This window comes from Pseudomonas sediminis (assembly GCF_002741105.1).
GTDB lineage: Bacteria > Pseudomonadota > Gammaproteobacteria > Pseudomonadales > Pseudomonadaceae > Aquipseudomonas > Aquipseudomonas sediminis.
The window spans coordinates 126489-152279 of the sequence record NZ_NIQU01000011.1 but is presented as its reverse complement, the minus strand read 5'-3'; the positions used below and the strand labels follow the sequence as shown (position 1 = coordinate 152279).

The window sequence follows — 25791 nt, the reverse complement described above, 5'->3', positions numbered from 1 at the left end:
CTGGGGTTTCTTCTTTGCAGCGCGGAAAATGCGCTCAGGCCATCGCGTAGGGTGCGCTGCGCGCACCGGCTAAGACGCGGTAACCGCGGTGCGCACGGCGCACCCTACGGTTGATCCGCTGACGCTTCGCGAGCAGAGCTCGCTCCTACAGGCTTGGGGCACGCACCAATAAAAGCGCCGCTCGGGTAGAATGCGCGAATTATGCTGGGGACTTTCATGTCTGACTCGCCGCCCGAACCATCCTTGTCATCGTTGCCGATCGAGCAACTGGTCGCCTGTCATGAGTGCGATCTGTTGATGCGCAAGCCGGTGCTACAGGATGGTGAAAGTGCCGAGTGCCCGCGTTGTGGTTATGAGTTGTTCAGCCACCGTCATCATGTGGTACGGCGTAGCCTGGCCTTGGTGCTGACGGCTCTGCTGCTCTATGTCCCGGCCAACTTCCTGCCGATCATGCAACTCAACCTGCTGGGGCAGACCTCGCAGGACACCGTCTGGAGCGGTGTCATCGGGCTGTATGAAAGCGGTATGCAGGGCATCGCCGTGGTGGTGTTTCTATGCAGCATGGCAGTGCCATTGCTCAAGCTGCTTTGTCAGTTGCTGGTGCTGCTCAGTATTCGCATCGACTTTGGCCGTAGCTACGGATTGTTGCTGTACCGGATCTACCACCATCTGCGTGAGTGGGGAATGCTCGAGGTTTATCTGATGGGCATCTTGGTGGCGATGGTGAAACTCATGGATATGGCTGACCTGAGTCTTGGTCTTGGCCTGTTCTGTTTCATCGCGCTGTTGCTGGTGCAGGTCTGGCTGGAGGTCACCATGTCGCCGCATCAGATTTGGGAAGCCTTGTCCGGGGAGGATATCCATGCGGGCGATTGAGGCTGGATTGCTGGTCTGTCACGAGTGTCATCAACTCAATCCAGCCGACGACTCGGCCAAGCACCAGTACTGCAGTCGCTGTGGTGGGCAGATTCATGCCCGTCGCTCCAACAGCCTGATCAGGACATGGGCCTTGCTGCTGACGTCGGCGATTCTCTACATCCCAGCCAACCTGCTGCCTATCATGACGGTCAACAGCCTCGGCAAAGGTGAACCCTCAACCATTATGGGCGGCGTTCTTGAGTTGATTCACTTCGGTATGCTGCCGATTGCTGCTGTGGTGTTCATCGCCAGCATTCTGGTGCCGACCTTCAAGTTGGTGGGCATCGCGCTGTTGTTGTATTCGGTGCAGCGCCATCAACCGATGTCTGCCAAGCAGCGGATCCTCATGTACCGCTTCATCGAGTGGATTGGCCGCTGGTCGATGCTCGATATATTCGTCATCTCCATTCTGGTGGCGATAGTGAATTTTGGCAGCCTGGCCAGCATCGAAGCTGGAGCGGGTGCCGCCGCCTTTGCCAGTGTGGTGATATTGACCATGCTGGCTGCACTGACTTTCGACCCCCGCCTTATCTGGGATAACACGGAAATCGATCATGACTGACCTTCCTCTGGCCAAGACGCGTCCTGCTTCGAACTGGTCGGCTATCTGGGTTCTGCCACTTATTGCACTGCTGATTGGCGGCTGGCTGGCGTGGCGTGCCTATAGCGAGGCCGGTATTCAGGTGGAGTTGGTGTTTGCCAGCGGCGAGGGTATCCAGGCAGGCAAGACCGAGCTGATGTACAAGGGCATGGCGGTCGGCAAGGTAACGGCCATCAGTCTGGATTCATCGGATGACAAGCGCGGCGTGCTGGCTCAGGTAGAGGTCAATAAGGAAATTGAACAGTTCCTGCGCGAAGGTACTCGTTTCTGGTTGGTCAAACCCAACGTAAGTCTCGCCGGTATCAGTGGCCTGGAGACGTTGGTTTCCGGTAACTACATCACCTTCAGCCCCGGTGAGGGTGAGTCGACGCGCAGTTTCACCGCCTTGGCCCAGGAGCCGCCGATGGGCGACGATGTTCCGGGGCTGCATATCACGCTGAAGGCCGACCGACTGGGCTCGCTTGATCGTGACAGCCCGGTGTTCTATCGACAGATTCAGGTTGGTCGAGTGAAGAGCTACATCCTCAGTGACGATCAGAACACTGTTGAGGTGAAGGTCTTCATCGAGCCCGCTTATGCGCATCTGGTGCGCAAACATACGCGCTTCTGGAATGCCAGCGGGATCAGCGTTGATGCCGACCTCTCCGGATTCAAACTGCGTAGCGAGTCACTGGCCAGTATCGTCGCTGGCGGTATTGCCTTTGCCACGCCCGAGCATCGCAAGGACAGCCCGCCCACCGATCCAGCGCTGCCGTTCCGTCTTTATGAGGACTACGACGAGGCTCAGGCAGGTATCAAGATCGTCGTGAAACTCAGCGATTTTGACGGGCTGCAGGAAGGCCGAACGCCTGTCATGTACAAGGGCATTCAGGTCGGTTCGCTGAAAGCTATGAAGGTTGACCGTGACCTCAATAGCGCCACGGCCGAGCTGACGATCAATCCACTGGCCGAAGAGTACTTGGTGGAGGGCTCGGATTTCTGGGTGGTCAAACCCTCCATTTCGCTGGCTGGTATCACCGGCCTGGAGGCGTTGGTCAAAGGTAACTACATCGCTGTGCGGCCTGGAGAAAAAGGCAATCCGCCGGCACGCAACTTTGTCGCGCGGAGCAAGGCGCCGCCTTTGGACCTGGGGGCGCCTGGACTGCATCTGGTGCTGTTCACCGATCAGCTCGGCTCTATCGACGTCGGTAGTCCGGTGCTCTACAAGCAGCTCAAGGTGGGCTCGGTGCAGAGTTATCAACTGGCGCGCGACAACAGCCAAGTCGTGCTGGGCGTGCATATCGAGCCGGACTACGTACACCTGGTCAATACTTCCACGCGTTTCTGGAACGCCAGCGGCATCACCCTCAAGGGTGGATTGTCCGGTGTCGAGGTCAAGAGCGAGTCGTTGCAGACCCTACTGGCGGGCGGCATCGCTTTCGAGACGCCTGACCTGCAGGCGGTGAGGTCGGATCGCCAAGTGCAGCGCTTTGCTTTACATGCTGATCGCGACAATGCCTTGCAGTTGGGCCAGCAGATCACCATACGCGTGGCCGATGGCGATGGCCTGCAACCGGGCACGCTGTTGCGCTACAAGGGGCTGGAGGTAGGCAAGGTCGAGAACCTTAGCCTGACCGATGACTTGCAGGCGGTGATTCTCAATGTGCGTATCACTCAGGCGGCGGAGCAGATCGCCCGTGAGGGGACGCAGTTCTGGGTGGTGAAGCCGGAGCTGAGTCTGACTCGTACCGCTAACCTCGGTACGCTGGTCAGCGGTCAGTATCTGGAGGTGCAGTTGTCGGCGCAGAAAGGCGCCCGCCGTACCGAGTTCACCGCCCTGATTAGTCCGCCGAACCAGGCTGTGCGCGAGGAAGGCTTGCGCCTGGTGCTGAGCGCGCCACGGCGGGGGTCGATCAAGCCGGGGGTGATTGTTAGCTACCGGGAGGTGCCGGTCGGCAAGGTGGTGGATTTCGAGCTCGGACCGACCTCGGACCGTGTATTGATCCATGTGCTGATCGAACCACGCTATGCGCCGCTAGTGCGTTCGGGCAGCCGCTTCTGGAATGCCAGTGGTATCGGTGTCGATGCCGGGCTGTTCAAGGGGCTGAAGGTGCGCACCGAGTCGCTGGAGGCCTTGATCGAGGGCGGTATTGCTTTCGCTACGCCGAACAATCCGGAGATGGGCGGGCCGGCATTGCCGGGGCAGACGTTTGCACTGTTCGACGAGCCTGTTGACGGGTGGCTGGATTGGGCGCCGAAGATCGTGTTGGAGTAGTGAGCAACATAGAAATGAAAGGGGCCGCATTAAGCGGCCCCTTTCATTTTTGCGGCTATAAAAGCTCGCGGCTAAAGCGGAATGCCGCCCAGCCGCTCCTACACGTGCGTGAGTCGTAGGAGCGGCTTCAGCCGCGATGCGGTCAGGCAGGCTCGGCAGTTTCCTCCTGCGCAGGCTCCTGGGCCTTGGCGCTTTCGCGTGGCTTGATGAACTTCCAGTCCGCCTCGTCGATGTAGATACCGTTGGGGCCGCTGCCGCCTTCCAGGTCGATGGCCACATGGGCCGAGACCTGCGGCTTCACCGACGCCAGGATCGGCACGAAGCCGAGCTGCAGGCTGGTTTCGATCAGGGCCTGCTGGTTGCGCTCGTCGATGTCCGCCGCCTCGTCGAGGTAGTAGGGCAGACGCACGCGCCCGGCCTGCTCACGATCCATCAGGTGCAGCAACAGGTACATGTTGGTCAGCGCCTTGATGGTCATCGTGGTGCCGTTGGAGGCGGCACCATCGATGTCCGTGTGGATGATCGGCTGGCCATGCACCTTGGTGATCTCGAAAGCCAGTTCGAACAGATCCTTCAGGCCCAGCTGGTTGCCGTTGGCAGCGACCAGGCGCGACAGGTAGTCCTTGGCTTCCTCGTTCTTGGCATCCTGATCGGCTGATTGCGACAGGTCGAACACCGACAGGGTTTCGCCTTCCTCATACTGGCCGGCGCTGTGGATGATCTGATCGATATGGCGCAGGGCTTCCTTGTTCGGTGCCAGGACGATGCGGAAACTTTGCAGGTTGGAGACCTGGCGCTTGTTAATCTCGCGGTTGAACAGCGCCAGCTGGTGCTCGAGGTTGTCATAGTCGCTGCGGATATTGCGCAGGGTACGGGCGATATCGGTGACCGCTGCACGACGCGCTTTGGCCAGGGTCAGGGCTTCGTCCTGACGGTGGGCGTAGGCATTGACCAGCAGTTGCAGGCGGCGCTCGACATCGTCCTCGCTGTCGAACTTGGCCACGCCCTTCAGGCGTACCTGGGCGTATAGCGCTTCGATCTGACCGTCGATGCGTTGCAGTGCCTGCCAGGTGTCCTGGTAGTCGTTGAGTAGCGGCAGCAGGTTGTCCAGCGAGTCGTCCACCGGCTCCATGAACGGCGTGCCGAAGGGCAGGTCGGCCGGCAGCAACTGGCGACGACGCAGGGCATCTTCCAGGGTGCGTTCCTTGGCTTCCAGATCGGCCAGTTGGCGGCCGACCAGTTGCAGCTTGGCGGAGAGTTGCTGCACGCGCTCGGCGAAGGCATCGCTGGCACGTTTGAGTTCGTCCTGGGCGCCTTCCAGCTCGGCCAGGCGTTCCAGCTTCTGCGGTTCCTCGGCGGCCAGGGTCTGGCTCTTGCGGAAGTCTTCCAGGGCTTTCTGCGCATCCAGCACGGCCTGGTACAGCGTCTCGGCCTGGGCCTTGCTGGCGGCGCGGTCGGCGGCGACCGACTGTTGGGTCTTGAGCTGCTTGAGCTCGCGTTCCAGGCGATCCTTCTGGTCGCGCAGGGCGGCGCGGTCGGCCAGGGCCTGCAGGGCGGGCGGCTCGATATGGCTGAGGTCGATGGACAGGCCCGGCACGGCGAAGGTATCGCCCTTGAAGCGATCCAGCACCGCTTCGACCGCCTTGACCCAGTTGTCGCCGTCGGCCTGGATGCCTTTTTCGCCGAGCGGCAGGCTGAACAGCTGGCCGTTGAACAGGCGCATCAGGCGGTCGACGTCGGCCTGGCTGAACTCCTCACGCAGGCGCGAGTAGCTGTTGTTGTCGGCGTGGTCGAGCTGCTGCTTGACCGACTTGAGGCGTTTTTCCAGGTCGCGCAGGCGCTCGTCCAGGTCTTCGCTGGAGAACTGCCGCGACTGCGCCAGGGCGCCGGCCAGTTCGTCATGGGCGTCCTTGGCGGCGAGCAATTGTTCTTCCAGCACCTTGGCGTTTTCCACCAGGGCGAAACGGTTCCTCAGTACCGACAGCTCACCCAGCCAGCGCTGGATTTCGCTGATCTCACGCTCCAGGCGCATCAGCTCACTGGTGCCGCCACGCTGTTCGTTCTGCAGATCGTCCTGCTCGTTGCGGTAGTGTTCGGCCTGGATCACCAGCTCTTCCTTGCGCGCATCGGCGTAGTCGTGCCAGGTGCCGAGCAGGTTGTCGAGCAGCGGCGAGAGGCGGTGTAGCTTGCCGCGCAGCAGTTCGCGCTGGGCCACGCCGGCCGCCAGTGCCTCGATCTGCGGGCCGGCAGTCACCAGGGCCTGGTAGTCCTGCTCCATGCGGCGTACGTCGCGGAAGGCTTCCTCGGTGGCGGCGATGTAGTCGACGCTGCCGGAGCGCAGGCTGTGCTCGAAGGCATCGAGGAACAGCTGCTTGAGCTTGGCGGCGGTGATCTCGCGCATGTGCAGCAGGTTGATGAACAGGGCGCGGAAGGTCTTCAGGCTCTGCTCGCTGGTCGAGCGCAGCGGGATCAGGGTCAGATCCAGCGGAATGCTGGTGTGACCGCCGACCAGCAGGCGACGCAATTCGTCGGGCTTCAGTTCGTAGGCGGTGATGCCGGCCTGACCGAGGTTCTTGAACAGCTCGCGCTGACGCAGGCAGGTGCCGTTCTGCTGGTAATGCTCCAGATCCAGCTCGCCGGCGTAGGCGAAGATCTGGTGACCGAAGCCGCCGCCCGGGCCGCGACCGGCCACGCCGATCACGTGCGGGCCATGGGGCAGGGCAACTTCGACGAGGATGTAGCTGGTGTCGCTGGCGAAGTAGAACTTGCGCGAGGCTTCCAGGCTGTACTTGCCGAAGCTCATGTCCGACATGCGCGCCAGGATGGGGAACTGCAGGGCGTTGATCGAGGCGGATTTGCCCAGGTTGTTGGCGCCGTAGACCGACAGCGGGTTTTCCAGCGGGAACAGGCCGAGGCTGTAGCCGGCGGTGTTCAGCAGGGCGAAGCGGCGGATGCCGTAGCGTTCCTGGCTCATGCGTCCATCTCCTGTGCGGCGCGTTCTTCGGCCATGGCGCGGGCCAGGGCATCATCCTCGGATTCTTCGTCCACGGCTTCGAGCGGATCGGCGTCGCCGTCATCGTCCAGCAGCACCGGAGCCGGCAGCGGCAGGTCACTGCTGTGCAGGCTGGCGGCCAGGTCACGGTCGTGCTGCACCGACAGGCAGACGTCGAGGAAACGATGCATCGGAGGCAGGAAGCGGTACACACCGTTGCTGTCCTCGGCGAAGCCGAGCTGGATGAGGCGGCGGATGATCTTGTCTTCCAGCTCCTCGAAGGTGGTGACTTCGGCCTGCAGGAACAGGTCGCGGTACTTCTCCAGCAGCGCCGGCAGCTCGTCACGGCCGATGCTGCCGCCGTCGAGTACGGAGAGCGGGTCGCGGCCTTGGTCGGCCAGGTGCTCGACCAGAATGAAGGTGAATAACGCCAGGCGCTGAGCGGTCTTGTTCACCTGCGGGGCGACCTGCTCGGGCACGAAGTAGTAGAAGCCGCGCGGGTCGCACACCAGCTCGAAGCCGAGGGCGCGGAACAGTGCACGATACTGATCCTGCATGCTGGACAACTGGGCGTAGCACTCCGGCTCGCTGCGCGAGATGTGGTAGCCCTTGAACAGGTCGCGGAAGGCGGCCGCGAGCTGGGTCATTTCTTTCAAATCAATGTTCATGCGTCATGCTCACGGGCAGTCGTAGGGTGGACGACGCTTTATCCGTCCACCGCATGGCAATCAACAAGGTGGACAAGAAAAGCGCTGTCCACCCTACGTAAAAATCAGGCACTGGGGCGGCCCACCAACGCATAGGAGCTGATGCTGATTTCATGCTCGCGGGTCAGGTAGGTCTGGCGCTCCAGACGGTCGCGCTGGAAGCGGCCCTCGCGCGACAGACGCGAGAACCAGTAGAGCAGCTCGTCGGTGGCGCCTTCCGGTTCCTGCTCCAGCAGCCAGGTCATCAGATCCGGCAGCGGCAGGGCCTGTTCGCAGCGCTCGATCATTTCCCGCGCGGTCTTCGGTGCCTTGGGCGCGCCGCCCTTGCGGTTGCCACTGGCCTTGGGGAAATGCGCCGGCTTGGCTTCGAAGCGCGCCAGGGCGTAGACGTAGGCCTCGACCTGACTGGCCGAACCGAGGAAGTTGCTCTGCGGCCGGGTGAACAGCGGCATGGCCGCCTGTGGCACGGCGTCGATGCCCTTCTTGCGGATCACCGACAGTGCCAGGGCGGCACCGCGGGTCACTGCGTTGTGCCGGCGCGCTTCTTCGCGCAGTGGCAGGAGCAGTTCGCGGGCCTTGCGCAGGGTTAACTGGGCAGTGGTCTGCATTTCCAGGATGCGCGCGTGGGTACGCAGCAGCAGGTCGTCGTCGACCAGCTGGCCGAGGCGCTGTTGATCGCCGAGCAGGCGCAGCAGCACCTGTTCGACGCGGCGTACGCCCTGCTCGAAAGCGCCGTCGGCGGCGACCAGTTGAATCATCGGCTCGACGTATTCGTCCCAGGTGGCCAGCACCTCGGCGTAGCGTTGGCGCAGGGGAATCTGCCGGTCGCTGGTCTTGGCCCGGTCGGCCACGCTGACCAGCGCCTGTTCGTCGTTGGCCAACTTCTTCAGTACGTCGCGCACGCGCATATCGAGCAAGCGCAACTGACGCGTCAGGTCGTGGGCATCGCGCACCTCGAAGGCGTCCTGGATATAGCCGGCCAGGCGCTCCAGGTGGCGCAGGTAGGCTTCGATCTCCAGGCACAGGCCGAGGCGGTGCTCGCGGCGCAGGTAGGCGAGAAAATCATGGATCTGCGCGTTGAGCTCGAAACGGTTGGGGCTCTTCGCCACTGGCACGAGGATGTCCAGGCGAATCCAGGTGTCGAGCAAGGCAGTGGTGTCGCTGGGCGTGGCGTCGGGCAACTGTGTGGCGAGCTGGCCGCGCAGTTCGACCAGGCTCAGGGTGCCCGCGTCGAAACGTTCGCAGAGCGGTTCGAGCAACGTCCAGTGTTCGGCGAGGGCGCGCAAAACGCGCTTGGGATCGATCATCGAGGCGCCGGTTCCAGGCAAGTGAAAAAGGAGCGATTGTACTGCAAGGTGGATGCCGGGTTTGAGTCCGAATCGATCAGAGGCAGGTGTTGCGATGCAGGGCAAGGTGATCGCGCAGCGTCATCGGCCTGTAACCCCAGGTTCTTAGCCTGTCAGCTCGAACAGGCCCAATAATGGTCATGGCCTGTTGTACAAAAAATCCCCAATGCCCTTTCGATATTTGCCGGTTATCGGCACAATTCGCGTCCACTTTTTTCCGGGGGGCGCAACCCCCCTCCATTGGCCGACCTTGCTGGGGCGACGAGATGATCCAGACGCCGTACTACCTCATCGACAAACAGAAGCTTCTGGTCAACCTGGAGAAGATCGCCTACGTGCGCGAGAACTCCGGTGCCAAGGCGCTGCTGGCGCTGAAATGCTTCGCCACCTGGTCGGTGTTCGACCTGATGCAGCAGTACATGGACGGCACCACGTCGTCGTCGCTGTATGAGCTGAAGCTGGGCCGGCAGAAATTCGCTGGCGAAACCCACGCCTACAGCGTGGCCTGGGCCGACGACGAGATCGAAGAGATGGTCGCCAACTGCGACAAGATCATCTTCAACTCCATCGGCCAGCTCGAACGCTTCGCCGAGCGTACCGAAGGCACCATCCGCGGCTTGCGCGTCAACCCGCAGGTGAGCAGCTCCGACTACCTGCTGGCCGACCCGGCCCGTCCATTCAGCCGCCTCGGCGAGTGGGACCCTGCGAAGATCGAGCAGGTCATGGGGCAGATTTCCGGCTTCATGTTCCACAACAACTGCGAGAACGGCAGCTTCGAGCTGTTCGACAAGATGCTCACCACCATCGAAGAGCGTTTTGGCCACCTGATCGCCCAGGTCGAGTGGGTCAGTCTCGGTGGCGGCATCCACTTCACCGGCGAGGGCTATCCGATCGATGCCTTCTGCGCGCGCCTTAAAGCCTTCTCCGAGAAGTACGGCGTGCAGGTGTATCTGGAGCCGGGCGAAGCGGCGATCACCCTCAGCGCCTCGCTGGAAGTCACCGTGCTCGACACCCTGTACAACGGCAAGCATCTGGCGGTGGTCGACAGCTCCATCGAAGCGCACATGCTCGATCTGCTGATCTATCGCCTCAACGCCAAGATGGCGCCGAACGATGGCGAACATACCTACATGGTCTGCGGCAAATCCTGTCTGGCCGGCGATATCTTCGGCGAGTACCAGTTCGACAAGCCGCTGCAGATTGGTGACCGCCTGTCGTTCATCGACGCGGCCGGCTACACGATGGTCAAGAAGAACTGGTTCAACGGTCTGAAGATGCCGTCCATCGTGGTGAAACAACTCGACGGTAGTGTCGAGGTGGCGCGTAAATTCGAGTTCGACGACTACCTGTCCAGCCTGTCTTAACGCCGTGGTGGTGGGCTGAAGCGGAACGTCGCCCGGCCCACCCTACCAACTGTCCTGATTTGGGTCGTAGGGTGGGCTTCAGCCCGCCACCCGAAATACACATCAAAACGCTTCAAACAACGCAGTTCCCTGGAGGTGAAACAATTGAAGAAGAATGTTCTGATCATTGGTGCAGGAGGTGTTGCCAAGGTGGTGGCCCATAAGTGCGCGCAACACAATGACGAGTTAGGTCGCATTGCAATTGCGTCGCGCAACATCTCCAAATGCCAGGCCATCATCGACAGCGTGCAGGCCAAGGGCGGTCTCAAGCAGCCCGGCGAGATCAAGGCCTATGCGCTTAACGCCCTGGACGTGGAAGCGACCAAGGCACTGATCCGCGAAACCGAATCGCAGATCGTCATCAACGTCGGTTCGGCGTTCCTCAACATGTCCGTGCTGCGCGCCTGCATCGACACCGGCGTCGCCTATCTGGACACCGCGATCCACGAAGATCCGAGCAAGATCTGTGAAACCCCGCCGTGGTACGGCAACTACGAGTGGAAGCATCTGGCTGAATGTCAGGACAAGGGCGTTACCGCGATCCTCGGCGTCGGCTTCGACCCGGGCGTGGTCAATTCCTATGCCGCTCTGGCGCAACAGCAGTACTTCGACAAGATCGAGTCGATCGACATCCTCGACGTCAACGCCGGTTCGCACGGCAAGTACTTCGCCACCAATTTCGACCCGGAAATCAATTTCCGCGAATTCACCGGCACGGTCTACAGCTGGCAGAACAGCCAGTGGACACCCAACAGCATGTTCGAGGTCAAACGCACCGACGACCTGCCCGTGGTGGGCGTACAGAACCTGTACCTGACCGGCCATGACGAGGTGCACTCACTGTCCAAGCACCTCGACGTACCGAACGTGCGCTTCTGGATGAGCTTCGGTGACCACTACATCAACGTGTTCACCGTGCTGAAGAACCTCGGCCTGCTCTCCGAGCAACCGGTCAAGACCGCCGAAGGCCTCGAAGTGGTGCCGCTCAAGGTGGTCAAGGCCGTGCTGCCCGATCCCGCCTCGCTGGCGCCGGGCTACAGCGGCAAGACCTGCATCGGCGACCTGGTCAAGGGCACCAAGGATGGCCAGCCGCGCGAGCTGTTCATCTACAACGTGGCTGATCACGAAGACGCCTTCGCCGAGACCGACAGCCAGGGCATTTCCTACACAGCTGGCGTACCGCCAGTCGCCGCAGCGCTGCTGGTTGCGCGTGGCGAATGGGATGCCAAGCGCATGGTCAATGTCGAAGAGTTGCCGGCCGAGCCGTTCCTCACGCTGCTGGACGTAATGGGCCTGCCGACGCGCATCAAGGATGAGCACGGCGACCGCCCGTGGAATCAGCCCGCCTGATTCGCCCTGCAGAATGAAAAAAGGATCGCCTCGGCGATCCTTTTTTCTTTTCAGTGGCCAGGCCTCAGACCGTGACCACGCCGAAGAGCACGGCGGCTGCCAGCATCACCAGGCTGATACCCCAGGCCCACAGCACGGTGTAGCGGATGTGTTTGTACAGCTCGACGCCGGCCAGGCCGATGGCCAGGTAAACGCTCGGCACTACCGGGCTGATGCCGAAGCCGGTGTTCTCACCGATCAGCATGGCGCTGGCTACGGCTTGGGCGTCGACACCCGCAGCCACGGCGACATCGCGAATCACCGGCAGCAGGGCGAAGTAGTAGGCGTCCGGCGAGAACAGCATGCCCAGCGGCACGCCGAAGGCGCCGATGATCACGTGCAGCCAGTTGGCCGAGCCTTCGGGCAGGACGTTGATCATCCAGTGCGCCATGCCATCGGACATGCCTGCGCCGGATAGCACGCCGAGCAGGATGCCGGCCGCGAGCATTACCAAGGCCATCTGCATGGCATCGCTGGCGTGGCGCAATACGGCCTGGTTCTGCTCCGCCAGGCTCGGGTAGTTGAGCACCAGGGCGACGCCGAGGCCGACCATGAAGCAGGCGAACAGTGGGAAAGCGCCGGTGAACAGGCAGGCGAGGATGATCAGGGTCAGCGCCAGGTTGGCCCAGTAGCGCCAGCTCATTGGACTCAGCTGACGGCTGTCGTCGCCAGAATCATCCGCATGCGCGGCTTCGTGCCCGGCAATCACGCCATGGCCATGGAAGCTGCGCTGGGCACGCAGGCCGAGGAACACCGCCAGCGCCATGACCAGTGCCAGGCCTACCGCCTGCACGGGAATCAGCGATATCCACAACTGCGAGGCGTCGATGCCGGTCACCGCCGAGGCGCGCGCCGTGGTGCCGCCCCAGGGCACCATGTTCATCACCCCGGCGCTGAGCACCACCAGACACAGGAGCATTTCGCGTTTCATGCCCAGGCGCAGGTAGAGCGGCAGCAGTGCGGGAATCACCAGCAGAAAGGTCGCTGCACCTATGCCGTCCAGATGGGTCACCGCCGTTACCGCGACAGTGACTACCGCTACCGCCAGCGGCTTGCCGCCGGTGCTGCGCAGCAGGAAGTTGACTAGTGGTGCGAACAGACCGCGCTCGCGCATGACGCCGAAGTAGAGGATGGCGAAGATGAACAGCGTGGCTGTTGGAGCCACGGCTTTCAGCCCCTCGGTGATGAACTTGCCGATTTCGCTCAGGCCGAAACCGGCGAGGGCGCTGGCGATCACCGGCAGGGTGACGAAGGCGACCAGTGGGCTGATTCTGCGCAGCAGGATCAGGGTGACGATGAGAAACATCAGGCCGAAGCCCAGGGCGGTGATCATATCGATCTCTCCGGTGTTGTTATTGTTGGAGACAGGGTGAAATGCCGGCTCAGTCTGGAGGCGGCAGCCTCAGGCCGAGCAGGGCGTAGCTGAGGCTCTTGCCGTGCCGGTCCAGTCCGGGGCTGGCGTTGACGCCGCCTTCCAAGGCGTTTTCCACCACGAAGTTGAGGCCGCCCAGGTTCGGCAGCTCGTAGCGTTTCACCGTGCCAATGGCGCGGTGGTTCAGGCAGGCAGCCACCCGTTCGCAGGTCAGCTCATTGGCCAGCCAGGCATAGTGCTCGTCAGAGAAGGCGAACACCGCCACGCTCAGGGTGTTGCCCTTGTCGCCAGCGCGGGCGTGGGCGTAGTCGCACAGCAGTACATCGGTCATCAGAACCACTCCAGCTGTTGCCGCACCGCGGTGCGTTCGATGAGGAAACTGGCGGTGCCGAGGGATTCGCCGATATGCCGGCGTACACCGCCACCGCCGGCGGGGCCGTTGGTGTAGAGCGATTCGGCATCGAGCAGCAGGCGCTCCAGCAGGGCTTTGTCACGATTCAGAAAGCTGATGCGCAGGCGTACATCCTGGCAATCGGCTGCCTGTGCCAGGTGCCGCTGCAGCCACTGACCGCCAGCGTCGTTGAACAGGCTGGCAACGCCGATCACATCGATCCAGGGCGTGAGCTGCGGCGCCAGCTTGGCGCAGCGTTGTAGCAGGATGTCGTGCGCCAGCGCTGCCCGAACCACGGCGCCGGGGCCTGCGTAGGAAATCTCCGCTTCGGCGAACCACTTGCCGCGCAGGCCGACCAGGCCTTTGAGGTGTGTCGGCCGCGGCTTGCCGCGCACGCCCTCGACCGCCACCTGATTGGTTGCGACCTGCCGAACATGAGCCTGGCTCAGGTCCATGACCACGTCCGGTGTCAGGTAGCTGGCTGGGTCGTGGACCTCGTAGAGCAGTTGTTCCTTGACCGTGCGTTCGGTGACGCAACCTCCGGTGCCGGCTGCTTTGCCGATGACGATCTGTCCCTCGGCCGATACGCTGGCGATGGGGCAGCCGACATTGGCCAGGTCCGGTACGTCCTTCAGGCCGGGGTGAGCGAAGTAGCCGCCGCTGACCTGGGTGCAGCATTCGAGCAGGTGGCCGACTGCCGTGGCCTGGGCGATGCGGTCCCAGTCATCGGCCTGCCAGCCGAATGCATGGCGCAGCGGTCCGACCGCCAAGCTGGGGTCGGCGACACGGCCGCAGAGAACGATGTCGGCGCCCTGATCCAGCGCCTGGACGATGCCATCGGCACCGCTGTAGACATTGACCGAGACCACCTCACCATCGAGTTGCGCGGGCAGCCACTGCTGCAGATCGATGTCGCTGTCGAGCAGGTCGTCACCCAGTACACAGGCGATGCGTGCCGAAGCGTGTCGCGTGCCCTGCAACTGTTGACGCAGGCGTGTGGCGGCGGCGGTGGGGTTGGCAGCGCCGCCGTTGGTGACGATGGCGATGCCAGTGTCCAGGCAGGTCTCCAGCACCGGTTCGAGAAAGTCGAACAGACGCAGGGCGTAGCCGCTCTGGGCATCGTTGAGGCGGCGTAGTTGGGCTTCGGCCAGGGTGCGCTCGGCCAGCAGTTCGAAGAACAGGAAGCGTCGGCCGTCGCGACCAGCGAGGTCGTTGGCCAGCGCCAGCGCGGCATCCGGGCGATCATTGGCGAAGCCCGCGCCGCACCCGATATGGACTGTTGTGGTCATTGTCGATCCATTTCACGGTCAGGTATGCAGCAAGGGTGATGCCTGTGGATTTAGTTGTGAATTCGAAATGTGATATGAATTGATAAGATAATTTTATAAGTTGCCGAGCCATGGACATCAGCTTTCGCCAGCTTCAGGCCTTCGTCCTGATTGCCGAACATCGCAGTTTCAGTCGCGCCGCCGAGCGGGTTCACCTGTCGCAACCGGCGCTTAGCTACAGCCTACGCAAACTCGAAGATGCCCTCGGCTTGTCGCTGCTGGCGCGCAACACGCGCAGCGTGGAGCTGACCGCCGCCGGCCTGCGTTTTCTCGAGCAGGCTCGCCGTCTGCTGCGTGACATGGATAACGCCGTGCACGACGCGCATGAGCAACTACACCTGGAGAGTGGCTCGCTGCGCATCGCCGTGTTGCCGTCGGTGGCCATCGAGCCCCTGCCACGGGTGTTGCAGGAATACCGGCGACGCTATCCCGGTATCGACATCAGCCTGCACGACGGCCGCGCCGGGGAAATCCGTCAGTGGGTGAGTGCGGCCGAGGTGGATTTCGCCATCACCTCGACGGCCGACGACCTCGGCGCGCTGGATTTCCAGCCGCTCTACGACGACAGCCTGGTGCTGCTGGTGCGCGGTCAAGAGCGCCTGCGCGGCAAGGCGTTACTCGCAGCGCTACGTGAGCAGGACTACATCGCCACCACCCGCGACACCAGCCTGCGTGGCATGGCCGATGAAACCCTGCTGCGTATGGGATTGCTGCGTGATCCTGCCTGGGAAGTGGCTTACATGAGCAGCGCCGCCGCGTTGGCGCGTGCAGGATTGGGCTTCGCCCTGCTGCCGGCCAGCGTCGCCGATACCTTCAACAGCGACGGTAGCCTCGCTGTGCACGTGCTCAGTCAAGCGCCAGCGCGCAGCATCGGCCTGCTGCAGCGCAAACCTTGCTACCTGAGTCCGCCGGCGCAGGTCTTCATTACCCTGTTGCGGCAACAGGTGGGCGAAGCTCAGGGACTATCCGCGTCCCTCGATTCACGCGACAATCGCTCCCCTATCGAATGACTGCACTGGATACTTCTGGTTTGAATGCCGAGCTGCGCCGTCGCGCCTACCTCGATGCCATGCAGGTAGCCACCTGGCTGCCGCGTACCGAGCTGCCCTTTGCCGCGCCATCGCGTGCCGAGTTGCTGGCGCCGCCGCCTGCCGAAGCGCCGCTGGCTATCGTGAGCGAACCGCCGGCCGCGGTGGCCGAGCCGGTACGCGAGACGCCGATCGAGCGGCCGAAGATCGAAATTCCGCGCCCGGGCGCCCAGCCGCGCCAGGCGGCTGTCGAGCCGGTGGCGGAACCGGAGCAGGTCGAGGAAAAGCCGGCTCGTGTCAGCGTCCCGCCGCCGCGTTTTTCCCTGCAGTTGCTGCGAGCCGGCGATTGCGCCTTGCTGGTGGAGCTGCCCACCGGCCAGCCTTTCCAGAGCCGCGACCCGGCCTACATCCTGCTCAAGGATTTGCTGCGCGCCGCCGGCCTGCCGGACAGCCCGCAACTGCTCGGCGAGCCGGTGCGCTGGCCATTGCTGGTGCGCGGCAATATGGATCAAGGCCCGCAAGCGGCGCTGGAGTTCGTGCAGAGCTTCGTGGCTGCGCGTCTGGAAGAGCAGCCGAGCGTCTGCCTGTGGCTGGTTGGCCTGCCGGCTATTCGTTTCGCTGGTGAGGGTAACGAGCACAGCTACAATCGCGAGTTGCAGGTCGAGGGGCTGGGTACCTGCTGGGCCTTGCCGGGCCTGGAGCTGCTGATGGAAGAGCCAACGCGCAAGCGCGAGCTGTGGCAGGCGATGCGGCGTGTTCGTCAGCGCTGGCTAGCGCCTGCACACTCCTGAGAATCCCCGTCTTTGCCCTCGAGTTTTCCTTAATGAGCGATGCGATTTCCTTCCGCCCGATGACCGAGGCGGATCTCGATGCCGTGCTGAAGATCGAATACGCCGCCTTCAGTCATCCGTGGACGCGCGGTATCTTCACCGACAGCCTCAAATCCTATAACTGCTGGCTGATGTTCGAGGGCAATCAGCAGGTCGGTCACGGCGTGATCAACCTGATCCTCGACGAAGCGCACCTGCTCAATATCACCGTCAAGCCGGAAAGCCAGGGCCGTGGGCTTGGCTTGCGCCTGCTCGAACATCTGATGAAAGAGGCTTACGAGTTGGGTGGACGTGAATGCTTCCTTGAAGTGCGCGCCAGCAACCAGAGTGCCTATCGCCTGTACGAGCGTTTCGGCTTCAACGAAGTGGGGCGCCGCCGCGATTACTACCCGGCAGTCGGTGGACGTGAAGATGCGTTGGTGATGGCCTGCACACTGGTCGATTGATCGTAGGGTGTGCCGTGCGCACCAGGAATCACCCCGGATGCCCATCCACCCGCGCCCGATACAGCATCGGCGCGTAATGCCAGGCGAACAGGGCGAAGGCCACGGCCCAGCAGAGCGCTGCGAGCCATAGCCCGCTGCTACCCGCCGAGACCCGAATCAGCGCCCCTAGATTGAGCAAACCGAAAGCCCACGACATCGTCCGGGGCGGTTGCAATGCGCGGCCGGTATGGCCGAGGCTGACCCGCGCCATCATCGCCAGAATCAGCCCGCCCATCGCACCCACCGCCAGGGCGTGGTTGGCCAGGCTGGGTTGCGTCAACCAGCCTAGGTGCCAGGCGGCCATGCCGAGGCTGGCGACCAGCAGCCAGGCGTAGCCCAGGTGGAGCGACCACAGCAGCGGCACGCCCCAGATGCCGCGCAGATGCCAGCGCCACAGGCGCAGGCCGTGCAGCACGCTCAGTACGATGAACGGCATGGCCAGCCATGGGCGGGCCTGCAGGTTGTGCCCGCTGGCGAACAGTGCCGCGACCAGCACGCCGCAGACCAGCAGCAGACGGTCCTGCCAGGGATGGGTGGCGAAGGCCTCGACCCGACCCAGGCCGCGTTGGGTGAAGAAGGGAATCACCCGACCACCGATCAGGCTCAGCATGACTGCAATCAGCCACAGTGCGGCCAGTGCGCCACGGCGTTGCAGGCCATCATCGCCTAGCACCAGGCCGGCGAGCGTGGCGGACTGGCACAGCGCGAGCAGGCTCAGCACCAGCAGGATCGGGTAGTTGTTGCGTTGCCGGGCGGTGATCAGCTGGCGTGCCATCTGAGCAATGAACAGGCCGATAAAGGCCAGTTGCAGTGCGATCAGCAGTGCCAGTGGCACGGGGAAGAGCCACACCAGGCGCGCGGCCAACCACAGCCCGAACAGTGCGACCAGAGGGCGGCCGCTGAGGCCCGGACTCCCAGTCCAGGTCTGCACGGCAGTGAGCAGGAAGCCGGCGATGATCGCCAGGCCGAAACCAAAGGGCATTTCGTGGCGATGCCAGGCCAGCATGCCACCCGGCACCGCCGGGTTGGTCAGCCCGTGCAGCGCCGCCGCCCAGAGGGCGATGGCGAGCACGGCGAACAGGGCTCCGACGACAAAGAACGGGCGAAAGCCCAGGCGCCAGAAGGGCGCGATGGCCAGTGCCCGCTTGCGATCAAGCAATTGCATGTGCGCATGCCTCGTCTTTCAGGCGTTGCTGCGCGACCAGGCGCAGCACATAACCGATCTTCAAGATGCTGGGACCGAGTAGTGTCAGGCTGTGCGCCAGCACTAGCGTCGGCACGTTCAGTTGCTTCTCCAGGCCATAGGCTGCCACCAGCCCCACCAGCAGCAGGATCAGGCCGGCCCAGAGCAACTGGCTGGACAAGTGCAGAATCTGCAGCGGTGGAAGATTCAGTGGGTACATGGTTCACCTCCTCATCGTTTAGCTATCCAGCGCCGAGGCCGGGCCGAAGAATTCGTAGTGGCTTTGCTCGGCGGGAACGCCCAGCGCCTTCAGATTACGCTTGACCTGAGCCATGAAGGGTTTCGGGCCGAGGAAGTAGGCGTCCAGATCGCGCTCGGCCGGCAGCCATTGCTCCAGCAGATCGCGGCTGAGAAAACCCTCGGCGTCGGCCCGGTCACCCGCGCGCGGCTCGCTGTAGCACACGTAGTGGCGAATCTGCGGATGCTCGGCGGCATGGGCATCGACCCAGTCGCGGAAGGCATGCACCTCGGCATTGCGTGCGCAGTGGATGAAATAGATCGGCCGGCCGCTGTGTCGCGCCGCGTCGAGCATGGCCAGTGCCGGGGTGATGCCGACGCCGGCGCTGATCAGGGCCAGCGGCTTGTCCGACTCGCTCAGGGTGAACTCGCCAGCGGGCGGGAACAGGTCCAGCACATCCCCAACCTCAACCTTGTCATGCAGATGGTTGGACGCGCGGCCGCCAGGCTCGCGCTTGACGCTGATGCGGTATTCAAGGCCATTGGCCAGGGACGACAGTGAGTAGTTGCGGCGTACCTCTTCGCCGTCCAGCAGCAGGCGCATGCCGATGTACTGGCCCGGCTGGTAGTCGAGCAGGGCACCACCATCGACAGGTAGCAGATGGAAGGAGGTGATCTCGGCGCTTTCGACGACCTTGCGTGCTACGCGGAAGGCCCGCGCGCCACGCCAGCCGCCAGGTGCGCTGGCGTTGTCCTGATAGAGCTGTTCCTCGGCGCCGATGAAAATATCGGCCAGTTGCTGGTAGGCCACGGCCCAGGCATCGATCACCGCATCGGTGGCGATCTCGGCGCCCAGCACCTCGCGAATCGCGCGTAGCAGGCAACTGCCGACGATGGGGTAGTGCTCGGGGAGGATCTGCAGAGCGACGTGCTTGTTCACCACCTGGCGCACCAGCGGCCCTAGGGCTTCGAGGCGGTCGATATGGCGCGCGTACATCAGCACGCCGTTAGCCAGGGCACGTGGCTGGTCGCCGCTGGCCTGGTGCGCCTGGTTGAACAGCGGGCGCACTTCGGGGTACTCACTGAGCATCATCCGGTAGAAATGGGTGGTGAGCGCTTCGCCGCCGCTTTCCAGCAGAGGCACGGTGGCTTTGATCAGGTCACGTTGAGCGTTGGTCAGCATTAGGCTATCTCCGCAGGGCAAATAAAGACGCCGGTGTGGCTCGTATGGCCAGTTGTGGCGTGCTAGCGTTAGCGGTAGATACCTATCAGTAAGCGTGCCAGATAAATAATCTTTAAATATCAGTGGCTTGCTTTTATTGTTGTTTTAATGACTCGATCTATTTGCGGGTCATAAAGACTTTGAGTAGTCGAAATGACCGCTAATCCTCTGCTGGAAACTCTTATTCCCCTGGTCGCCGATCTGTCTCGCGAGCTGGACGATGGCGAGCGTTATCGCCGACTGCTCGCGGCCTTGCGCCAGTTATTCCCTTGCGATGCCGTGGCGCTACTGCGGCTCGACGGCGAAATTCTGGTGCCCCTGGCGGTCGAGGGGCTGAGCCCCGATACCCTGGGACGACGTTTCAAGGTCAGCGAGCATCCGCGTCTGGCTGCGTTGCTGGAGCACGACGGGCCGACCCGTTTCGCTGCTGATTGCGGCCTGCCTGACCCCTACGACGGACTGGTAGAGGGGTTGCATGGCCACCTGGAGGTGCACGATTGCCTCGGTTGCCCGCTGTACCTGGACGAACAGCTCTGGGGGCTGCTGACCCTGGATTCGCTCGACCCGGCCAGTTTCGGTCGGCTCGATCTGGACAGCCTCGACGCCTTTGCCAGCTTGGCTGCGGCCACGGTCAAGGTCAGCCAGCGCATCAGCGGCCTGGCACAGCGGGTCGAGGCCGAGCGCCAGCTCACCGAGCTTTACAAGCAGGCGCGTCAGCAGCCGCGCGAGTTGGTGGGGCAGAGCGCGGCGCTGCGCAAGCTGCAGGACGAAATCCGCCTGGTCGGCGACAGCCCGCTGACCGTGCTGATCACAGGGGAAACCGGCGTCGGCAAGGAGCTGGTGGCCGAAGCCATCCACGCCGCCTCGCCGCGTGCGCAGCGGCCGCTGGTCAGTATCAACTGCGCGGCATTGCCCGACGCGTTGGTAGAGAGTGAACTGTTCGGCCATGTACGCGGCGCCTTCTCTGGTGCGATGAGCGAGCGCAGCGGCAAGTTCGAGCTGGCCGATGGCGGCAGCCTGTTCCTCGATGAAGTGGGCGAGCTGCCGCTGGCTATCCAGGCCAAGTTGCTGCGCGTGCTGCAAAGCGGCCAGTTGCAACGGGTTGGCTCGGATCGCGAGCATCGCGTCGATGTGCGAGTGATCGCCGCCACCAACCGCGATCTGGCGGCCGAAGTGCGTGCCGGACGGTTTCGCGCCGATCTCTATCACCGCCTGAGCGTTTACCCGTTGCCGGTGCCGCCGCTGCGTGAGCGCGGCCGCGATGTGCTGTTGCTGGCCGGCTACTTCCTCGAAGAGAACCGAGCCCGGCTCGGGCTGCGCAGCCTACGCCTGAGTGCCGAGGCGCAGAAGGCGCTGCTGGGCCACGACTGGCCGGGCAACGTGCGCGAGCTGGAGCACCTGATCGGCCGCGCGGCGATCAAGGCGCTGGCGCGCCATGGCGAGCGACCGCGCATTCTCAGCCTGGATATGCAGGATCTGGACTTGCCGAGCCGTGAGACGAGCGCCGCCGTCGAGACGCTGCTGGCGTCCGGCGAGCCGGTGCCGGAAGGCGTCGAGCTACGCACCGCGGTGGATGCCTTCCAGCGTCAGTTGATCGAACAGTGCCTGGCGCGCCATCAGGGCAAGTGGGTCGATGCGGCGCGGGAGTTGGGGGTGGATCGCGCCAACCTCAGCCGTTTGGCCAGGCGGCTGGGCATTCGCTAACCGGATTGTAGGAGGGGCTTTAGCCGCGATCTGTTCACGTCGCGGCTAAAGCCCCTCCCACAGGTTCATTCCTGTTGGAATACCAGCGCCTTCAGGCCGCTCTCGGGCGAAATGTCGGGAAACTCCGGCGGGTTGTCCAGACGCTCGACGAAGCGCAGTTGTGGCGCTTCGGCGGCCATGCCGTCGATGATGAAATCCGGGCCGATATCCGGGTCGTTGACGCAGGCCAGCACGGTGCCGTGCTCGGTCAGCAGCTCAGGCAGGCGCCGGAGAATCTTGGCGTAATCCTGGGTGAGGGCGAAGCTGCCTTTCTGGAAGCTCGGCGGGTCGATGATGATCAGGTCATACGGGCCGCTCTTGCGCACCTTGCCCCAGGACTTGAACAGCTCGTGACCGAGAAACTCCACTCGGGAGAGGTCGTGCCCGTTCAGGCGATGGTTGTCGCGCCCGCGCGACAGGGCCGCACGGGCCATATCCAGATTGACCACATGCGCGGCATCGCCAGCGATGGCGGCCACGGAGAAACCGCAGGTGTAGGCGAACAGGTTGAGCACGCGCTTGCCGGCGGCCTGCTCGCGCACCCACTGGCGGCCCAGGCGCATATCGAGGAACAGCCCGCTGTTCTGCTTGCTGCCCAGGTCGAGCAGGTAGTGCAGGCCGTCCTCGATGATCGGCCATTGCGCCTGCGGCTCGCCGGCCAGCCATTCACTCTCGCTGCCCAGCACGTAGCGGTGTTGCAGCAACAGGCCGCGTGCGCCGCTGGCCTGCCATTGCGGCGTTGCTAGCAGCTCCATGAGCAGCGGTCGCAGTGCCGGCGACGGCTCGCGAAACAGCATCACCAGCACAACGCCGGACAGCCAGTCGACGGTGATCTGTTCCAACCCCGGCCAGCAGCGACCACGGCCATGGAATAGGCGACGGGTCTCGTTGCCGGGGTGGTTGTCCAGCGCCTGTAGCAGGTGCTCGCGCAGGGTGGCGAGGGCGGTATCAGTCATCGCGGGTCAGCACTTCCAGCAGCTCGATTTCGAAGGTCAGGTCGGAGTTGGGCGGAATCGCGCCCATGCTGCGCTCGCCATAACCCAGATGCGCCGGCACCTGCAGCTTGCGTTTGCCGCCGACCTGCATGCCCATCAGGCCCTGATCCCAGCCCTTGATTACCCGGCCAGTGCCGATCACGCACTGGAACGGTTTGCCGCGCGAGTAGGACGAATCGAACTCGCTGCCGTCGGCCAGCCAGCCGCGATATTGGGTGGTGATCAGGGCGCCCTTGACCACGGCCTTGCCGTCGCCGATTTGCAGGTCTTCGATGATCAGTTGGTCAGTCATGTCAGGTTTCCTTGCGGTGACGGTTTTGGCTGGCTTGCACGGAGCGTTCGGCGGGCACGCGCAGTTGAACCAGCAGGTAGTCGGCGAACGCCGGGTCATAGTTCTGCAGGGCGATGGCGCCGGCCATGCAGCTCAACCAGCTTTCCGCCAGCGCCTGGTCAATTGGCCACTGTGCATGAAAGGCCGGAATGCTGATGCTGCCGTATTTCTCGGCGAATAGACGCGGCCCGCCCAGCCAGCCGCTCAGGAAGCACGCCAGTTTATCGCGCGAGGCGCTCAGGTCGGCTGGGTGCAGGGCGCGCAGGGCGGTGGCTTCGGGGCGTTCGTCCATCAGGCGGTAGAAGTCGTCGACCAGGCGGCGCAGGCCGTCGATGCCGCCAGCGGCCTGGTAGGAGGCATCGCCGGTGCCGTAGGGAGGTGTGTCGCTCATCGCGTTGTTCCGCGGAAAAGGCGCCATTCTAACCGCTGGCGTAGAATGTCCGGCCAGTTTGAAGCACATGCTCCTGTGGGAGGCGCTTTAGCGGCGACGGTCGCGGCTGAAGCCCCTCCCACAAGTAGCCCGTAAGCACCGAGTTTGAATCCGTAGCCCATTCCCGATGACGCAACCCCAGCAAGGCTTCGTGCTTAGCCGCCATTGGCGTGACACGCCGGAGGGCACTGAAGTGGCCTTCTGGATGGCGACCGATGCTGGCCCACGCCAGGTACGCCTGCCGTGTCAGGAGACGGTTGCTTTCATCCCGGTCGAGCAGCGCGCCTGGGCCGAGCCGTTGCTGCGCAATGAGAAGGGCGTCGAGCTGCGCGAGCTGGCCTTGCGAGACTTCAAGCGTCGCCCAGTGTTGGGCCTGTACTGCCGCCAGTACCGCCAGTTGCTGCAGTTGGAGAAGAAGCTGCGTCAGGTCGGCGTGGATGTGTACGAGGCCGATATTCGCCCGCCGGATCGTTACCTGATGGAGCGCTTTATCACCGCCAGCGTGCTGTTCGATGGCATCGAGCAGCCGGACGGCAGCCTGTTGTGCAAGTCGCTCAAACCCGCCGTCGATTACCGCCCGACGCTACGCCTGGTGTCGCTGGATATCGAGACCAGTGCCCGTGGCGAGCTGTATTCCATCGCCCTGGAAGGCTGCGGTCAGCGCCAGGTGTACATGCTCGGTCCGGCCAATGGCGATGCCAGCATCGTCGACTTCGACCTGGAGTACTGCGACAGCCGCAAGGTGCTGCTCGAACGTCTGAATGACTGGCTGCAGCGGCATGACCCGGACGCCATCATCGGCTGGAATCTGGTGCAGTTCGACCTGCGCGTGCTGCGCGATCACGCCGAGCAACTCAAGGTGCCGCTGCTGCTGGGACGTGGCGGCGATGTGATGGGCTGGCGTCAGCACAACAGCAGTCAGCACTACTTCGCCGAGGCGGCCGGGCGGCTGATCATCGACGGCATCGAGGCGCTGCGTTCGGCCACCTGGAGTTTTTCCTCGTTCAGCCTGGAATCGGTGGCGCAGACCCTGCTCGGCGAGGGCAAGGCCATCGACACGCCCTATGCGCGGATGGATGAGATCCAGCGCATGTTCGACGAGGACAAGCCGGCGCTGGCGCTCTACAACCTCAAGGACTGCGAGCTGGTCACGCGCATCTTCGCCCACACCGATCTGCTCGCCTTCCTGCTGGAACGCTCCAGTGTCACTGGCCTGGCGGCCGATCGCAGCGGTGGCTCGGTGGCGGCCTTCACCCATCTGTACCTGCCGCCCATGCACCGCCTGGGCTTCGTCGCGCCGAATCTTGGTGACATTCGTGGCGAGAACAGTCCCGGTGGTTTCGTCATGGACTCGCGCCCCGGCCTGTACGATTCGGTGCTGGTGCTGGACTACAAGAGCCTGTATCCATCGATCATCCGCAGCTTTCTGATCGACCCGCTAGGCCTGGTCGAAGGCTTGCACCAGCCGGATGACGAGCACTCGGTGGAAGGTTTTCGCGGCGCGCGCTTCTCGCGTACCCGGCATTGCCTTCCGGCCATCGTCGAGCGCGTCTGGCAGGGGCGTGAGGCGGCCAAGCGCGACGGTAATGCGGCCTTGTCGCAGGCGCTGAAGATCATCATGAACGCCTTCTACGGCGTGCTTGGCTCCAGTGGCTGCCGCTTCTTCGACCCGCGCCTGGCGTCGTCGATCACCCTGCGCGGGCACCAGATCATGAAGCGTACCCGCGAGCTGATCGAAGCCGAAGGCCATGCGGTGATCTACGGCGACACCGACTCCACCTTCGTCTGGCTCGGTCGCGCTCACGATGAGGATGAGGCGACGCGCATCGGCCGCGCGCTGGTGGCCCGTGTGAATACCTGGTGGCGTGAGCATCTGCAGAAGGAATACGGCCTGACCAGCGCCCTGGAACTGCAGTTCGAGACCCATTACCGGCGCTTTCTCATGCCCACCATTCGCGGCACCGAGGAGGGCAGCAAGAAGCGCTACGCCGGCCTGGTGCTCGGCGCCGACGGCAGCGAACGCATGGTGTTCAAGGGCCTGGAAACGGTGCGTACCGACTGGTCGCCGCTGGCCCAGCGCTTTCAGCAGGAGCTGTACCGCCTGGTGTTCGCCGGTCAGCCTTATGAGGACTACGTGCGCGACTACGTGAAACGCACCCTGGCCGGTGAGCTGGACGAGCTGCTGGTGTATCGCAAGCGTTTGCGCCGACGCCTCGACGACTACCAGCGTAACGTGCCGCCGCACGTACGCGCCGCGCGCCTGGCCGACGAGCACAACCAGCGCCTTGGCCGGCCCCTGCAATACCAGCGCGGTGGCTGGATCAGCTACCTGATCACCACTGGCGGGCCACAGCCCTTGGAGCGCCTGCTGTCACCGGTGGACTACGAGCACTACATCAGCCGCCAACTGAAGCCGGTGGCTGACGCCATCCTGCCGTTCGTCGGCGGCGAGTTCGAGCGCCTGGTGGACGGGCAGCTTGGGCTGTTCTGAAATTCGCTGGCGGCCGCTCTGGGCAGGCCATCCGCGCCGAGAGACGGGCTAATCGCCTTGAAATACCTTGTAAAATTCGCCCCGTTGAGCGGCGCTCGCGGCCTGAATATATTTG

22 protein-coding genes are annotated in these 25791 nt (G+C 63.4%); 10 read left to right on the top strand and 12 right to left on the bottom strand.

What is annotated here, in order from left to right:
• Positions 1-216 precede the first annotated feature (216 nt).
• Genes CDO35_RS21610 through CDO35_RS21600 form a run of 3 tightly spaced genes read left to right on the top strand, consistent with a single transcriptional unit; the run spans position 217 to position 3773 of the window.
• On the top strand, positions 217-876 hold the full coding sequence (locus CDO35_RS21610) for a paraquat-inducible protein A (RefSeq protein ID WP_099526643.1): 660 nt from the start codon (positions 217-219) through the stop codon (positions 874-876).
• Positions 863-1480 carry a paraquat-inducible protein A gene (locus CDO35_RS21605; RefSeq protein ID WP_099526639.1) on the top strand — a complete coding sequence of 206 codons (618 nt, stop codon included), beginning with the start codon at positions 863-865 and terminating at the stop codon, positions 1478-1480. The genes CDO35_RS21610 and CDO35_RS21605 overlap by 14 nt, the downstream gene beginning before the upstream one ends.
• On the top strand, positions 1473-3773 hold the full coding sequence (locus CDO35_RS21600; RefSeq protein WP_099526638.1) for a PqiB family protein: 2301 nt from the start codon (positions 1473-1475) through the stop codon (positions 3771-3773). Before CDO35_RS21605 ends, CDO35_RS21600 begins: the two co-directional genes overlap by 8 nt.
• A 142-nt stretch (positions 3774-3915) precedes the next feature.
• Here CDO35_RS21600 and mksF read toward each other — a convergent pair whose 3' ends face one another.
• From mksF to mksB, 3 genes are all read right to left on the bottom strand, one after another.
• Positions 3916-6747 (bottom strand): Mks condensin complex protein MksF, encoded by a 2832-nt coding sequence (mksF, locus tag CDO35_RS21595; RefSeq protein ID WP_099526637.1) that lies wholly within the window; start codon positions 6745-6747, stop codon positions 3916-3918.
• Positions 6744-7433 carry an Mks condensin complex protein MksE gene (gene mksE, locus CDO35_RS21590; protein WP_099526636.1) on the bottom strand — a complete coding sequence of 230 codons (690 nt, stop codon included), beginning with the start codon at positions 7431-7433 and terminating at the stop codon, positions 6744-6746. The genes mksF and mksE overlap by 4 nt, the downstream gene beginning before the upstream one ends.
• A 104-nt stretch (positions 7434-7537) precedes the next feature.
• On the bottom strand, positions 7538-8779 hold the full coding sequence (mksB, locus tag CDO35_RS21585) for an Mks condensin complex protein MksB (protein WP_099526635.1): 1242 nt from the start codon (positions 8777-8779) through the stop codon (positions 7538-7540).
• Positions 8780-9084: 305 nt separating this feature from the next.
• Between mksB and CDO35_RS21580 the strand changes: the two genes are divergently transcribed.
• Entirely contained in the window at positions 9085-10182 is a 1098-nt protein-coding gene (locus CDO35_RS21580; protein ID WP_036998618.1) for a carboxynorspermidine decarboxylase, read from the top strand.
• A 144-nt stretch (positions 10183-10326) separates the two neighbouring features.
• The gene (locus CDO35_RS21575) at positions 10327-11571 is read left to right on the top strand and encodes a saccharopine dehydrogenase family protein (RefSeq protein WP_099526634.1); all 1245 of its coding nucleotides are present in this window, start codon (positions 10327-10329) and stop codon (positions 11569-11571) included.
• 64 nt (positions 11572-11635) lie between these two features.
• Here CDO35_RS21575 and CDO35_RS21570 read toward each other — a convergent pair whose 3' ends face one another.
• The 3 genes from CDO35_RS21570 to CDO35_RS21560 are packed head-to-tail and all read right to left on the bottom strand — an operon-like array spanning position 11636 to position 14662.
• Positions 11636-12943, bottom strand: a complete 1308-nt coding sequence (locus tag CDO35_RS21570; protein WP_099526633.1) for a CitMHS family transporter — start codon at positions 12941-12943, stop codon at positions 11636-11638.
• Positions 12944-12992: 49 nt separating this feature from the next.
• On the bottom strand, positions 12993-13313 hold the full coding sequence (locus CDO35_RS21565; RefSeq protein ID WP_099526632.1) for an AtuA-related protein: 321 nt from the start codon (positions 13311-13313) through the stop codon (positions 12993-12995).
• A complete protein-coding gene (locus CDO35_RS21560; RefSeq protein WP_099526631.1) occupies positions 13313-14662 on the bottom strand; it encodes an acyclic terpene utilization AtuA family protein in 1350 nt (449 codons plus the stop codon). The genes CDO35_RS21565 and CDO35_RS21560 overlap by 1 nt, the downstream gene beginning before the upstream one ends.
• 110 nt (positions 14663-14772) lie before the next feature.
• Here CDO35_RS21560 and CDO35_RS21555 point away from each other — a divergent pair, with 110 nt between their 5' ends.
• The 3 genes from CDO35_RS21555 to rimI are packed head-to-tail and all read left to right on the top strand — an operon-like array spanning position 14773 to position 17005.
• Entirely contained in the window at positions 14773-15711 is a 939-nt protein-coding gene (locus CDO35_RS21555; protein ID WP_099526630.1) for a LysR family transcriptional regulator, read from the top strand.
• Between the two features lie 20 nt (positions 15712-15731).
• Positions 15732-16520, top strand: coding sequence for an energy transducer TonB (locus CDO35_RS21550; RefSeq protein WP_099526629.1), 789 nt, complete (start codon positions 15732-15734; stop codon positions 16518-16520).
• A 32-nt stretch (positions 16521-16552) separates the two neighbouring features.
• Positions 16553-17005, top strand: a complete 453-nt coding sequence (gene rimI, locus CDO35_RS21545; RefSeq protein ID WP_021488733.1) for a ribosomal protein S18-alanine N-acetyltransferase — start codon at positions 16553-16555, stop codon at positions 17003-17005.
• Between the two features lie 28 nt (positions 17006-17033).
• On the opposite strand, the gene CDO35_RS21540 is transcribed toward rimI, so the two are convergent.
• Genes CDO35_RS21540 through hmpA form a run of 3 tightly spaced genes read right to left on the bottom strand, consistent with a single transcriptional unit; the run spans position 17034 to position 19647 of the window.
• Entirely contained in the window at positions 17034-18209 is a 1176-nt protein-coding gene (locus CDO35_RS21540) for an NnrS family protein (protein WP_099526628.1), read from the bottom strand.
• Positions 18196-18447, bottom strand: a complete 252-nt coding sequence (locus CDO35_RS21535) for a transmembrane sensor/regulator PpyR (protein WP_099526627.1) — start codon at positions 18445-18447, stop codon at positions 18196-18198. The genes CDO35_RS21540 and CDO35_RS21535 overlap by 14 nt, the downstream gene beginning before the upstream one ends.
• An 18-nt stretch (positions 18448-18465) precedes the next feature.
• On the bottom strand, positions 18466-19647 hold the full coding sequence (gene hmpA, locus CDO35_RS21530) for an NO-inducible flavohemoprotein (protein WP_099526626.1): 1182 nt from the start codon (positions 19645-19647) through the stop codon (positions 18466-18468).
• Positions 19648-19839: 192 nt separating this feature from the next.
• Between hmpA and norR the strand changes: the two genes are divergently transcribed.
• Complete coding sequence (norR, locus tag CDO35_RS21525) at positions 19840-21390, top strand: nitric oxide reductase transcriptional regulator NorR (RefSeq protein WP_099526625.1); 1551 nt, start codon at positions 19840-19842, stop codon at positions 21388-21390.
• Between the two features lie 65 nt (positions 21391-21455).
• Here norR and CDO35_RS21520 read toward each other — a convergent pair whose 3' ends face one another.
• From CDO35_RS21520 to CDO35_RS21510, 3 genes are read right to left on the bottom strand one after another with little or no spacing between them, the layout of a single operon-like run.
• Positions 21456-22385, bottom strand: coding sequence for a class I SAM-dependent methyltransferase (locus tag CDO35_RS21520; protein ID WP_099526624.1), 930 nt, complete (start codon positions 22383-22385; stop codon positions 21456-21458).
• Positions 22378-22716: an FKBP-type peptidyl-prolyl cis-trans isomerase gene (locus tag CDO35_RS21515; protein WP_099526623.1), complete on the bottom strand. Its 339-nt coding sequence runs from the start codon at positions 22714-22716 to the stop codon at positions 22378-22380. Before CDO35_RS21515 ends, CDO35_RS21520 begins: the two co-directional genes overlap by 8 nt.
• Position 22717: 1 nt before the next feature.
• Positions 22718-23146 carry a group II truncated hemoglobin gene (locus CDO35_RS21510; protein ID WP_208019983.1) on the bottom strand — a complete coding sequence of 143 codons (429 nt, stop codon included), beginning with the start codon at positions 23144-23146 and terminating at the stop codon, positions 22718-22720.
• Between the two features lie 166 nt (positions 23147-23312).
• Here CDO35_RS21510 and CDO35_RS21505 point away from each other — a divergent pair, with 166 nt between their 5' ends.
• Complete coding sequence (locus CDO35_RS21505) at positions 23313-25676, top strand: DNA polymerase II (RefSeq protein WP_099526621.1); 2364 nt, start codon at positions 23313-23315, stop codon at positions 25674-25676.
• Positions 25677-25791 lie beyond the last annotated feature (115 nt).